A 12,735-nucleotide genomic window follows, 5' to 3' on the forward strand; every position below is an offset into this window, starting at 1 on the left:
CGGGCGTCGTGGCCGGCCGGGAGGCGGGCGAGGGGCGCACCGCGGCGAGCGTCGCCGAGAGGGACCTCTGGGCGGAGCACGACGGTATCCGCGTGTACGGCCGGCTGCGCGTGCCGGACGCCGCCGCTCCCCTGCCCGCCGTAATCTGCTCGCCGTTTTTCAGCGGAGACCACGAAACGGCCGGGGAGTGGGCCGCGCCGCTCGCAGAGGCGGGCATCGTCACCTGCGCGATCGACTTCTTCGGCGGCACGCCGCACTCGCGCTCGGGCGGGCGCACCACCGAGATGTCCGTCTGCACGCAGGCAGCCGACCTCTCCGCGGTGCTCGACGTCGTGCGCGCGCTGCCCGAAGTGGACCCCGACCGCATCTACCTGCTCGGACAGAGCCAGGGCGGCTTCGTGAGCACGATTGTCGCCGACGAGCGGCCCACCGACGTGGCAGGCCTCTTCCTGCTCTATCCCGCGCTCGTGATCCACGACGACGCCGTCGAGCGCTTTGGCGCTCCGGAGAACGTCCCCGAGGCCTATGAGATGTGGATGGAGCTCGGCCGCCGCTATGCCGTGGACGCCCTGGCCTGGGACCCGTTCGAGCATATGAGCTACCCCGGCCCCGTGCGCATCTGGCAGGGCGACGCCGACCCGCTCGTGCCGCTCGCCTACGCCGAGCGCGCGGCGCGCACCTACGCGAGCTGCGAGCTCGAGGTCGTCCGCGACGCGGGCCACGGCTTCTACGGCATCCGCAAGCGGCGCATCACAGAGCAGATCGTGGCGGCGGTCCTCGGGAGGGACTAGGACGCCACGCGCGACGCGATCCCTCGCCTGCGGCGAGCCGCCCCCTCTTCACCTGCGACGAGTCGCTGGCCACCTCCCCTTTCACACCTTCCCTTTCACCTATAATGGGCAGCCACAACCATCCGCGCGAGAAAGGCGCCTTCATGGACATCACGCCCCAGGAAGTGGCCGAGACCCTCTCGATGGTCTCCGAGCAGAACCTCGACCTCCGCACCATCACGATGGGCATCTCGCTCGCGGGTTGCGCGGACGAGGACATGGCCCGCATGTGCGACAAGGTCTACGACCGCATCACGCGCACGGCCGAGCACCTCGTCGAGACCGCCGACGATCTTCAGGCCGAGTACGGCATCCCCATCGCCAACAAGCGCGTCTCCGTGACGCCCATCGCGCAGATCGCCGCCGGCTGCGCCGACGAGGACCTCTCCCCGCTCGCGCACGCCATGGACCGCGCGGCCGAGACCCTCGGCATCGACTTCATGGGCGGCTTCTCCGCGCTCGTCCAGAAGGGCATGGGCGACGCCGACCGTCGTCTCATCGCGTCCGTCCCCGAGGCGCTGGCCACCACCGACCGCGTGTGCTCGTCGCTCAACATCGCCTCCACGCGCGCCGGCATCAACATGGACGCCGTGCTGCTCTCGGCCGAGACCATCCTCGAGTGCGCGCGCCGCACCGTTGACATCGACTGCTACGGCGCGGCCAAGTTCGTGGTCTTTGCCAACATGGTCGAGGACTCGCCGTTCATGGCGGGCGCCGTCCACGGCTCCGGCGAGGCGGACGCCGTCATCAACGTTGGCGTCTCTGGCCCCGGCGTCATGGCCGCGGCGCTCGCAGAACTGCCCGAGACCGCGAGCCTCATGGACGTGGCCGAGAAGATCAAGCAGACCGCCTTCAAGATCACCCGTGCCGGCGAGCTCATGAGTCGCGAGGCGAGCCGTCGCCTTGGGGTCGAGAAGGGCATCGTGGACCTCTCCCTGGCGCCGACGCCCGCTGCCGGCGACTCCGTGGCCCAGATCCTCGAAACCATCGGCGTCGGCGAGTGCGGCGGCCCCGGCACCACCTGCGCGCTCGCGCTGCTCAACGACGCCGTGAAGAAGGGCGGCGTCATGGCGTCCTCGAGCGTGGGCGGCCTCTCGGGCGCCTTCATCCCCGTCTCCGAGGACGCCGGCATGATCCGCGCGGCGGTGGACGGAGCGCTCTCTCTGGAGAAGCTCGAGGCCATGACCTGCGTGTGCTCCGTGGGCCTGGACATGATCGCCGTGCCCGGTGACACCTCAGTCGAGACCATCGCCGGCATCATCGCCGACGAGATGGCCATCGGCGTCATCAACACCAAGACCACGGCGGTGCGCCTCATCCCGGCCATCGGCCGCAAGGAGGGCGACATGCTCGAGTTTGGCGGCCTGTTTGGCTCCGCACCGGTCATGCCCGTCAACCAGTTTGCCGGCAGTGTCTTCGCGCACCGCGGCGGCCGCTTCCCCGCCCCGCTCAACTCGCTCAAGAACTAACCTCCAAGACAGCGAAAGGCGCGCGGGTCGAGGTTCTTCTCGGCCCGCGCGTTTTTTGACCCGAGGTTCTTCTCGGCCCGAGGCCCTTATCGGCCCCCAAACTCCACACGTGGTGGTTCTTTCTCTAATTCGTATTAATCCTACCTGGGGTTTTCCGTTACCTAAACAAAAGAGAAACACCACGTGTGGAGTTTGGGGCCGAGAAGGATCGTGGCCGAGCGCCCCTGCCGAGAATAACCTCGAGCCGCGGGCTCCCTCACGCATCCCGGCTCGGCATGAGCTGGGCATAGAGGCGTCGGCGGCGCAGCGCCTGGACATCGCTGGGCTCTTCGAGCGGCGTGCCGAGCGCGCATGCGAGCTGCCGGGCAAGAAGCTCGACGTCGGCCAGAGAGCGCACGACCCGCGGCGTCGCCCTGAAGACGCGATAGCCCAAAGATGTCAGGATGTTGGCCCGAACGGCGTCGCTCCTCGCATCGCGCCCGACAGCCGCATGAAACTCCGCGCTGTCGTACTCCAACGCCACGCCATGGTCGAGCCAGAGATAGTCCGGGGAAACCTGGTCGACGTCCGCGAGAATGCCACGGTGGGCGGAAACATCAATGCTGGCATTGAGGCGGGGCCGCACAAGACCAAAGCCACCGTAATCAACCGGCAGCGTCAACAGCAGCGCGAGCGCCGTCTCCATGGGGGACGCCGACCCGTCAAACGCAACATCGGCAACGATTCGTGCGCGGGATGCCGCGGTATTGTGTCCCGCGCTTTCCGCCATGGCCGCAAGGCCCTCCATCGTCATGATCGCCGGGACGTGATAGAGGGTCTTCTCGCCCGGGGCTCCCAGCCGATACGTGCCCGCGAACTCACACGCCAGCACGGCCGCCGCAACGATCCTGCGCTCGTGCTCCCGCACCAAAGGGTGGTCCACCGTGGGCCGCTCGTTCACGCCTAGCTCCCTCAGCGTCCTTGTCTGCGCCTGGACCGCGGATACGTGCGCATCAAGAAGCCCTTCCAGGCGAGCGGTCGCTCCGCAAAGCTGAATGATGGTGAACTCGGGGCCGCTCAGCAGGACAGTGTCTTGCAGCACCCAAAAGGCCCCGACGGGCACGTCGGGCGACCACACGTGAAATCTCGCACGCCTGCCGGCGCTTCTCATCTGCTGAGAGGGAACAAGGAGGTGAACGGGCTCGTCGCAAATCCCCCAGGCCCGCATGTCGGAACTTTCGCACAGTCGCGCGAAGCCCCGCTGAGTCGAGACGCACTGGGCGAACGGCAACCTCTGCGAATCCGCTGGCCACGTTGACGTGGGCGCCCTTCGATCTCCAGAGAGACGCCTCAAGGCATCGCGGGCGCTCTCATGACACAGAAAGGCACGCATGCGCCACCGCTTTCTGTCTCAAACTCCACACGTGGTGATTGTTTTTCTCGTCTGTTCTGATTTTATCAGGTCATTTACGGGAAGTCCGAAGAAAAGAAACACCACGTGTGGAGTTTGAGCCCAGAGGAGCACGATGCGAGAAGGGCCTCGGGCGAGAAGAACCTCAAGCGAGAAGAGCGCGCGGCCCGCACGCTACTCCAGGAAGCGCACCTCCGGCTCGAGGCGCACGCCAAACTGGCGCTCGACCTCGTCCTGGACGTGCTCGATCACGGCATGGACGTCCGCCGCCGTCGCGCCGCCGACGTTCACCACGAAGCCGGCGTGCTTCTTCGAGACGGCCGCGCCGCCATGCTGGTATCCCTGCAGCCCGGCATCCATGATGAGCTTGCCGGCGAAGTAGCCCTCGGGCCGCTTGAACGTGGACCCGGCACTCGGGAGGTCGAGCGGCTGCTTCTCCTCGCGCTGGCGCATGAGGTCGTCCATCGTCGCGCGGATCTTCTCGGGGTCGCCGCGACGCAGGGCAAACGTGGCCGCCAGCACCACAAGGCCCTCGGACGCCACGCGGCTGCGGCGGTAGCCCAGGTCGAGGTCCGCCGCGTCAATAGTCTCGATGTCCCCGTCGGGCATGACCACGCGCACGCACTTGAGGACGTCCGCGACGCAGCCACCGTACGCCCCCGCGTTCATGAAGCAGGCACCGCCCACCGAGCCCGGGATGCCGCAGGCGAACTCAAGGCCGGTGAGCCCCAGCTCGCACGCCATCTCGGACGCCTCTCGCAGGTCGACGCCCGCCTGGCAGGTCATCTCCTCGCCGTCGACGGACACGCCCGTGAGGCCGTCGGCAACGGCGACCACGACGCCGCGGTAGCCCTCGTCCGAGACGAGCAGGTCGGAGCCGCGGCCGAGGACAAAGCGCCTCGCCCCGGCCTCGTCGCAGGCACGCAGCACGTCGCGCACCTCGTCGAAGTCCTCCGGAATCACGTAGAGGTCGGCGGGACCTCCCACCTCAAAGGTGGTGTGCTCGCTCATGGGCTCCATCTCGAGCACGTTGTCCTCGCCGACGATGGCGCGCAGGCGCCAGGCAAGCGGCTCTCTGCCGCCGTCACTCTCGGGCATGGCTTCCTCTCTGTGGTCTGGCAGGCGGTTTCAAGTATAGCAGCGCGCCCACGGGCGATTAGTGCTACACTCGCGCTGTCAGTTTCAGGGCGGGGTGAAAGTCCCCACTGGCGGTGACGGCGGCGTGCGCGCCCCGAAGTCCGCGACCCGCGAATACGCGGCTGACCCGGTGAGATTCCGGGACCAACGGTCACAGTCCGGATGGAAGAAACGGAGGCCTTCAATGGCTGCTTCCACGCATGTCTCGCATGACGCTCACTCCACCACCGCCGGCGGCGCCTGGTCCACCCGTCGCATCGCGACGACCGCGCTCTTCTGCGCGCTGGCGTTTGTCCTCACCTTCGTGGAGATCCCCATCTTCCCGCCGGCGCCATGGCTCATGTACGACCCCTCGGGCATCGTCGCGTTTGTCGCCGCGCTCGTCTTTGGGCCGAGCACCGGGGCCATCGTCGTCATCCTCCCGTGGGTCCTGAAGACGCTCTTCACCTTCAACGTGTGGGGCCACGTGATGGCGATCGTCGCCGGCGTGGCGCTGTGCGTCCCGGCGGCATTGATCGCTCGCCGCCTGGGCGGCGCGCGCGGGCTCGCGGCGGGCATGGTCGCCGGGGCCGTCATCGCGCTCGCGGCGTGCATCGTCGGCAACATCATCGTGACGCCGCTCTACACTGCGGTCTCCACGGCCGAGGTCGTCGCCATGATCGTGCCGATCCTGCTGCCCTTCAACGCGCTCAAGATCGTCATCAACTGCGTCGTGACGGCACTCATCCAAAAGCCCGTCGCGCAGGTGGTCTCCAAGTAGAGCTGGCGAGAAGAACGTGAGCCCCCGGCCCGCCCCCATACGCCTATCGCACGTGCGCCTCGTCTACGAGGGGGACGTTGTCGCCCTGGACGACGTCTCGCTCGAGGTCGCGCGCGCCGAGCGCGTATGCGTGCTCGGCGCCAACGGCTCCGGCAAGTCGACGCTCGCCTCCGTGATCTGCGGTCTTCTCGCCCCTGACGGAGGCGAGGTCGAGCTCGTCGGCGAGCGCGTGTGCGCGGACGGGCGGCCCGACCTCGAGGCGTATCGTCGCGCCCGCCGCTCCCTGGGACTCGTGTTCCAGAACCCGGACGACCAGATCGTCACGAGCGTCGTGGAAGATGACGTCGCCTTTGGCCCGGAGAACCTCGGGCTCCCGCGCGAGGAGATCGCCGCGCGCGTCGCGCGCGAGCTGCACCGCGTCGCGCTCGACGACTACGCAAAGGCGGACCCGTCGCGCCTCTCGGGAGGACAGAAGCAGCGCGTCGCGATCGCGGGTGCCCTTGCGATGGAGCCCGCCGTGCTCGTGTTCGACGAGCCGGGGTCGTTGCTCGACGTGCGCGGGCGCGCCGCCATCCTGCGCGTGATGGGGCGACTCGCCAAGGCGGGGACTACGCTCGTCCACGTGACGCACTTTATGGAGGAGGCGGTCGACGCGGACCGCGTCATCGTCCTCGACCACGGCAGGGTCGCGCTCGAGGGCACCCCCGACGAGGTCTTTGCCCGCGGCGCCGAGCTCATCGAGCTGGGCCTCGAGGCGCCCTTCGCCGCGCGCCTCTCGCAGCGCCTGGGACTTCCCTGGACCTGCAGCGAGCAGGGCGTGGTGGACGAGCTCTGCACGTTGGGGACAGTCCCCAACGTGCAGAAAAGCTTGACGGACGGGTGCCCGCAGCACATCAAAGATGTGCATGAATTGGGGACTGTCCCCAACGTGCAGGTCGAGCACGCGTCCTTCTCGTATAGCGGGCGCTCCCAGGCGCTCGAGGACGTCTCGCTCGAGATCCTCGAGGGAACCTCCACGGCCATCGTGGGTCAGACGGGCTCGGGCAAGTCGACGCTGCTGCGCCTGCTCTGCGGCCTCGAGGTGCCCGACTCCGGCCGCATCGTCGTCGCCGGAAACGACACGTCCACCCGACGCGGCCGGAAGGCCGTGCGCCGCGTCATCGGCTACGTGATGCAACACCCCGAGCGCCAGCTCTTCGCCGAGACGGTCGAGAAGGACGTGGCCTTTGGCCCACGCAACCTGCATCTCTCCGAGGGCGAGGTCACTCGGCGCGTGGACGCCGCCCTCGAGCTCGTCGGCCTCTCGGAGCGCCGCGACGCCTCCCCCTTCACGCTCTCGGGCGGCCAGCGGCGCCTCTGCGCCCTCGCCGGCATCCTCGCCATGGAGCCCGAGGTGCTCATCCTCGACGAGCCGACCGCCGGCCTCGACCCGCGCGGCCGCGCGATGCTGCGCCGCGTCCTCGCGCGCCTGCGCGAGCGGGGCATCACCCTCGTGCAGGTCACGCACTCGATGGAGGACGCCGCCCGCTCGGACCGCGTGATCGCCCTCGACCAGTCGCGGCTCGTCGCCGCCGGCACGCCCCGAGAGGTCTTCTCGCCCGCAAACGAGCGGCGCCTCGTCCAAAGCGGCCTCGGCATCCCGCGCTCGCTGCGCGTGGCCCGAGAGCTCGAGCGACGTGGCTGGCCCGCGCTCGGCGAGCCCCTCACCACCGACGAGCTGGTCGGCGCGATATGCGCAAAAGGGACCGCCCCCTTTCCGCAATCGGGAGGTGAGCTGAGTGGCGCTTAAGATCTCGATCGGGCAGTACTATGCTGCGGCGTCCCCCGTCCATGCAATCGACGCGCGCGTCAAGCTCTGGTGCGTGCTCGCGGTTCTCGTGGGCACCTTCTGCGTCTCAAACGCCGCCCAGCTCGCGGCCGTCGCCGCCTTTGTCGCGGCGGTCCTTCTCATTGCCCGGGTGCCGGCGGGGCGCGTGATCGCCTCCGTCCGACCGCTGCTGCTCTTCCTGGCCGTGCTCTCGCTCTTCAACCTCTTCTTCGTGCGGACGGGCGAGGTCATCTTTGCCCTCGGCCCGCTCTCCGTCACGGGCGGCGGCGTCCTCGCGGCCGCTCTCTACACCGCCCGCTTTGCCCTCGCACTCGTGACGGGCTCGCTCATCATGCTCACGACCACCCCAACCCAGCTCGCCGACGCCTTTGACCGCATGCTCGCCCCGCTCTCGCGCGTGGGCCTGCCCGGCCACGAGATCGCCATGGTCTTCTCGCTCATGATGCGCTTCGTCCCCACGCTCGCCGACGAGGCCTCCGCCATCATCGACGCGCAGTCGCTGCGCGGCGGCGCCTTCGACGAGGGCGGGCCCGTACGCCGCGTCCGCTCGATCGTGCCCGTGGTGGTGGCCCTGCTCGCAAGCGGCCTGCGCCACGCCGACGGCCTCTCCCGTGCCCTCGACGCCCGCTGCTACGAGGGCGGGGCCGGGCGGACCCACTTCCACGAGCAGCGCCTCGGGGCTCGCGACGCCCTTGCCGTCGCGCTGACGGCGGCGCTCATCGCGCTTCTCGTCTTTCTCGCGACGCCCCTCTAGCCGGCTCGTGCAGGAAGGCGGAGAAGGACCTTCTGCCTCTCGCCGCCAGCCCCGTCCGAGCGACGCGCGACCCGCTCGTCGAGCCACAGACCGGGCTGCGGGAAGTCTCGCCCGCATGTGCTACGATGCGGCCACCGAGCAAAGGAGGTCCAATGAGCTCCGACCCGACGACCCGCCGCGTCATCATTGCCTCCTGCGACGCCGACGCCCCGCTCGCTCGGGAGGCCTCAGAGGCCGCGCTGCAGCTCGGGTGCAGCGTCGTTTCCCCCGACGACCCCATGCAAGAAGCAGACCTCTGCCTGATACTCATGTCTCAAAACGCGCTCGCCGACAAGGACTTCTTGTCGCGGGCTCGCACGCTCGCGGCAAGCGCCGCAGCGCTCATCCCCGCACGCATGGATGGCGTTGCCCCGGAGCTCGCCGGCGCCCCGGGAGACCGAATCCGTGAGGTCAACTGGGCGGACTTCTCCTCGCTCGAAACCGCGGAGGAACGCTCAAAGCGCTGGCGAGCCGTGCTGAGCTCAAACGTTGACCTCTACGACGCCTTCTATGCGCTTGACGCCCGCGCCTCGTGCTGGGACGACGCCGGACGCGACAAGGGGCACCTCCTCGTAGATCCCGCGCAGGCGCGTGAGGCGCAAGAGCTTCTCCTCTCCATGCGTGACGACCCGTTCAACGTCCCGGACGCGACCATGGAGGCGTTCGTGGCGGAATCGTCCCGTCACGCGAGACGTCTCCAGCGCAGGCGCTGGTTCCAGTACCTTCGGGTCGGCGCCGCAGTCGTTGCCGTCGGCGCCGCCATCTATGCCGGCAACGCCCTCATCTCAAGGCAAATCGAGGCAACGAGGTCACTTCTTCAGGAGCTCGCCCTGAGCGAGAAGGACGACCCGGCGCTCTTCACGCTCAAGGCGCTCTGCAACGCCGACGTCTACGGCGCCCAGACCGACGCCACCGCGCGCGACACCCTCACGGGCCTCTCCGAGAACTGGGACGTTGCCCGCCTGGGCTGGGCGGACCTTCAAGAGGGCGGCTGGCAGGGCGAGGCGATCCTGACAAACGACGCCAATACCTGCCTCGTGCGCGGCGCCGGCGGGACGCTCCAGCGCTGGAACCCGCAAACCGCGGAGCCCCTTTCGACATGGCAGGTCTCCAACGGAGACTCCTTCGTCTTCGACGCCACCGAAGACGGCGCCGTCGTCGCGGTCGCAGACGGCGATGGCGTTGCGCTCTACGACAAAACGGGCGCCAGGACGGCAACCATCGAGGGCGCCCCTGCCTCCGTGAGCGCGCTCGCCCTCTCGGAGGACGCCTCGCAGCTGCTTTGCCAGAGCGGGGACGCGATCGCCCTCCTCGAGCTCGACGAGGAGGGCGGCCCGTCCTTCTCATCACAGTTCGACGAGGTGCTCGCACTGAGGCGAACCGAGCGAGGGCTGCGGGCTCTCGTCGTGGCGGGCGATCGCCTGCAGCTCATCGACCCAACCTCCGACTCGAGCGTGCTCGACGCTGCGCTGCCCGAGGCGCAGATGCTCTCCGGGGCCATCGGGCCGCAGGACGCGGTCGTGGTGTGCGCCGACGGCGCCCTGCTCGTCGGGACGCCCGAAACCGGCCTCGACAACCTCGGCGCCACCACCTATGACCTTCCCCGCGCGCTCGCCCTCGGAGATGAGGTGCTCGTGGTCGCGACCGAGCAGGCGGGGGTGCAGGTGGTGGACCTGTCCTCGGGCGCCCCGCTCGGAACCATCGCCACGAGCATGGTGGGGACCTGCTATCTGGACGTGTCGAACGAGCTCGTTGCCAGCGGAAACGGCTGGACGACGACGATCTGCTCGCTCGAGCCCATCACCCCGCGAGACGAGCCTCCCGCCGGAGCCCACGTCTGCACGGACCTGTCGGACACGAGCGACCTCGTGAGCGTCTCGGTCTCCGCGGGCGGGGACCTCACCGCCACCTGCGAGGAAGGCGCCTGCTCGCTCGACGCGAGCGGCGTCATGGGCGAGCCGACCTCCTTCTCCGCAGTTGCCGCAGCGGAGGGCTCGTTTGCCGCCGGGACCGAGTCCGGCCAGGTCGTGGCCTACACCTTCACCTCCGCGGGCACGTTCGTGCAAACGAGGGCCTGGGAGTCGCCCACCGGGGAGCCCATCACGGCGCTCGGCTGGACCGACGACCTGCAGAGGCTTGTCGTCGAGTCGGGAGGGCGCTGGTGGACCCCCTACTCCAACTCGCTGGCCCTGGGCATCGACGGCATCCGCGATACCGTCAGGGCTCGAGTGCCCGCCGGGTGGGACGAGGAGACCCTCTCCTTCTATTTCCCCGAGGACTTTGTGGCGTCGATGGGCCTTACGGCCTCGGTCCCGGCACCCCAGGCAAAGTAGGAGGCCACCATGGGATACGTCTTCATCTCCTACTCGAGGAAGCAGTCCGCCATCGCGGACAGGCTCGAGGCCGCGCTCTCCTCGCGCTCAGTGGCACGCGAGCCCGTGAGCGTCTGGCGCGACGTGAACGACCTGCGTGCCGGAGAGTCGTGGGACGCGCGCATCGTCGCCGCAATCCGCGGTGCGAGCCTCGTCGTCGTGCTGCAGTCAAGCGACTGGCGAGCCTCCCAGCCCTGCCAGAAGGAGCTCGCCCAGGCCCGCCATTACCGCAGGCCCATCCTCGAGCTCGATGCTGCCGCCCTGTCCCGTGAATCAATGGATGCGGCGAGCCCGGACGGCATCACCCGCGGCGCCGACGATATCGCAGCCCAGCTGAGGCGGCTCGCCGGAAGCTCAGAGGTGACCGCCAACCTCGAAGTCCGCGCCGCGGCGTGGGCCGAGGGAGGCAGACGGGGCAGGGACCTCATGCGCGGAAGGGCGCTCTCCCGGATGCTCAAGCTCGCCAGGTCCGCAGACCTCTCGGACTCCGCCCGCCTCTATCTGCGCCAGTCCACGCGCGGACGCAGGCTGCGCCTTCTCATGGGCGCGCTCGCCATCGTCGCCGTCATCGTGGGCGAGGTGGCGCTTCGCGTCCCTGCCGAGCTGCAGCGACAGCTCGAGGAGCAGGCGGTTGACTCGCTTCGGCTCGCCGACGCCACGAGCGAGGTCGCCGCCGTCGTGCGGACCGACCCGAAGCGGGCCCGCGAGCTCGCGCTCTCGGCGGCCGGCGACGGGGACGCTCGCAACTACGCCGCGCTTCTCGCCTGCCAGCTCGCGCTCACGACGCGCCTGCCCCAGGAGCTCTCGGACAGCGCCGACTTTGCCTTTCCGGACGAGCCCCGCCCCGAAGACGCCGCCGGCGACATGGCCGCACGCGCCGTTCCCGGCTCGACCCGCATCGGGCTGACCCGTCGAGGGCAGGCCTCGCCGCACGCATACGCCAACCCCGGGTTCATTGCCGTTGACCTTGCGCTCTCCCCCGATGGGCGCCGACTTGCGGCACTCAGCGAGCAGGGCGTCATCGTCTATGAGACGGATCGGGGTCAGGAGCTCATGGTCCTCGGCGGCGCAACGCTGCCCATGGGCAGCACGCTCTCTTGGAGCGCAGACGGAACGCGCGTGGCGGCCCATGCGCCCGAAGGGCGGACCTTAGTCTGGGACGCCATGCTCGAGACGAGCGTCATCGCAGACACGGACCTGTGGTTCATGGACGTCGCCGAGCTCGGCGACGGGCGCGCGGCGTTTCTCTCGCGCGACGGGACCGTCGCAGTGATAGATGCCTCGGGCGAGAAGCCCCCGGAGATCGTCGACGTCCTCTCGTCGACCCAGGCGACGAGCATCGCACGGGCCTCGGAGAACGCCGTCTACGTGGCGGCCCTCGACGAGAGCGGCGACAGCCGACTCTGGCATCTTGACCTCGGAACGGGCGAGAGCTTCACCATGTCGCTCGAAGACGGCTACCAGCCCCTCTACGTTGCCGCCTCCCCAAGCGGCGTCGGCCCCGTCGCAGTCTCGGACGGCTCCACCCTGCTTCTTCTCGATGAGACCTCACTCCAAAGCCTTGCCACCATAGAGACCGGCGGCATCCTCGCCATCGAGGTCGACGAGGAGGGGCGCACGTTTGCCGGGGCGGGCACCACGCTCATCTGCGTCGAGCCCGGAGAGACCTCTCCCATCACGCCCCAGGGAGGAGTCGTCCCCGGCGCGCAGGCCCGCTCTCTTGCCGCCACGGGAGACGGGACCGTCCTCGCCGTCGGATACGGCACGCCCCGCGGCGGCGGCTCTCGACTCGTCAGGTACGAGGAGGGCGTGTGGAGGGCCTCTTCGGGCCTCTACCCCTACTCCATCCCGCTTTCAGGCGCATGCTCGGCGCGCGCCAGCGCCGTCTCCTCGGACGGGAGCCTCTTTGCCGTGGGGCTCTCCGATGGGACGGTCGCGTTTCTCGACGGCGCGGGATACTCCTCCTACGCCTCGCACGAGCTCTCCGGCGAGATTCGCGGCATCGTCTTTGCGCCGGACGGCAGGAGCGTCGTCGTGGCGACGCGTGACGGCCTCATCGCACGCGTCGCCGTCAACGAGGAGGGGCTCTCGCTCCCCTCGCTCCGCGACGCTCTCCAGGCGGGCGTCGGGGGTTCTACCGAGTAGGCCAATGGCGC

General features: G+C 69.1%; 9 protein-coding genes and 1 riboswitch. Of the genes, 7 read left to right on the plus strand and 2 right to left on the minus strand.

Going from position 1 to position 12,735, the window contains the following annotated elements:
- Positions 1-8 precede the first annotated feature (8 nt).
- Together B5F85_RS04655 and B5F85_RS04660 are read left to right on the plus strand one after the other, a co-directional pair.
- Positions 9-791 carry an alpha/beta fold hydrolase gene (locus tag B5F85_RS04655; protein ID WP_158094557.1) on the plus strand — a complete coding sequence of 261 codons (783 nt, stop codon included), beginning with the start codon at positions 9-11 and terminating at the stop codon, positions 789-791.
- A gap of 143 nt (positions 792-934) precedes the next feature.
- Positions 935-2,299 (plus strand): PFL family protein, encoded by a 1,365-nt coding sequence (locus B5F85_RS04660; protein WP_087314862.1) that lies wholly within the window; start codon positions 935-937, stop codon positions 2,297-2,299.
- A gap of 256 nt (positions 2,300-2,555) precedes the next feature.
- Here the strand turns inward: B5F85_RS04660 and B5F85_RS04665 are convergent, their stop codons facing one another.
- Positions 2,556-3,239 carry a hypothetical protein gene (locus B5F85_RS04665; protein WP_143786133.1) on the minus strand — a complete coding sequence of 228 codons (684 nt, stop codon included), beginning with the start codon at positions 3,237-3,239 and terminating at the stop codon, positions 2,556-2,558.
- A 624-nt stretch (positions 3,240-3,863) separates the two neighbouring features.
- Positions 3,864-4,787: a UDP-N-acetylmuramate dehydrogenase gene (murB, locus tag B5F85_RS04670; protein ID WP_087314866.1), complete on the minus strand. Its 924-nt coding sequence runs from the start codon at positions 4,785-4,787 to the stop codon at positions 3,864-3,866.
- Positions 4,788-4,863: 76 nt separating this feature from the next.
- A riboswitch (FMN riboswitch) is annotated at positions 4,864-5,004 on the plus strand.
- A gap of 6 nt (positions 5,005-5,010) precedes the next feature.
- Between murB and B5F85_RS04675 the strand changes: the two genes are divergently transcribed.
- The 5 genes from B5F85_RS04675 (at position 5,011) to B5F85_RS04695 (ending at position 12,724) form a co-directional block, all read left to right on the plus strand.
- Entirely contained in the window at positions 5,011-5,586 is a 576-nt protein-coding gene (locus B5F85_RS04675; RefSeq protein ID WP_087314868.1) for an ECF transporter S component, read from the plus strand.
- A 16-nt stretch (positions 5,587-5,602) separates the two neighbouring features.
- On the plus strand, positions 5,603-7,375 hold the full coding sequence (locus tag B5F85_RS04680) for an energy-coupling factor transporter ATPase (protein WP_239386692.1): 1,773 nt from the start codon (positions 5,603-5,605) through the stop codon (positions 7,373-7,375).
- A complete protein-coding gene (locus B5F85_RS04685) occupies positions 7,365-8,168 on the plus strand; it encodes an energy-coupling factor transporter transmembrane component T (RefSeq protein WP_087314870.1) in 804 nt (267 codons plus the stop codon). The genes B5F85_RS04680 and B5F85_RS04685 overlap by 11 nt, the downstream gene beginning before the upstream one ends.
- A 152-nt stretch (positions 8,169-8,320) precedes the next feature.
- Positions 8,321-10,540: a hypothetical protein gene (locus tag B5F85_RS04690; RefSeq protein WP_087314873.1), complete on the plus strand. Its 2,220-nt coding sequence runs from the start codon at positions 8,321-8,323 to the stop codon at positions 10,538-10,540.
- A 9-nt stretch (positions 10,541-10,549) separates the two neighbouring features.
- Positions 10,550-12,724 (plus strand): toll/interleukin-1 receptor domain-containing protein, encoded by a 2,175-nt coding sequence (locus tag B5F85_RS04695; protein WP_087314875.1) that lies wholly within the window; start codon positions 10,550-10,552, stop codon positions 12,722-12,724.
- Positions 12,725-12,735 lie beyond the last annotated feature (11 nt).

Source organism: Olsenella sp. An293, assembly GCF_002159495.1.
Classification (GTDB): Bacteria; Actinomycetota; Coriobacteriia; order Coriobacteriales; family Atopobiaceae; genus Thermophilibacter.

Excerpts from the sequence above, each read along its gene's own strand:
- murB (WP_087314866.1), bottom strand. The coding sequence starts at position 4,787 with ATGCCCGAGAGTGACGGCGGCAGAGAGCCGCTTGCCTGGCGCCTGCGC.
- B5F85_RS04675 (WP_087314868.1), top strand. The coding sequence starts at position 5,011 with ATGGCTGCTTCCACGCATGTCTCGCATGACGCTCACTCCACCACCGCC.
- B5F85_RS04690 (WP_087314873.1), top strand. The coding sequence starts at position 8,321 with ATGAGCTCCGACCCGACGACCCGCCGCGTCATCATTGCCTCCTGCGAC.
- B5F85_RS04695 (WP_087314875.1), top strand. The coding sequence starts at position 10,550 with ATGGGATACGTCTTCATCTCCTACTCGAGGAAGCAGTCCGCCATCGCG.
- B5F85_RS04660 (WP_087314862.1), top strand. The coding sequence starts at position 935 with ATGGACATCACGCCCCAGGAAGTGGCCGAGACCCTCTCGATGGTCTCC.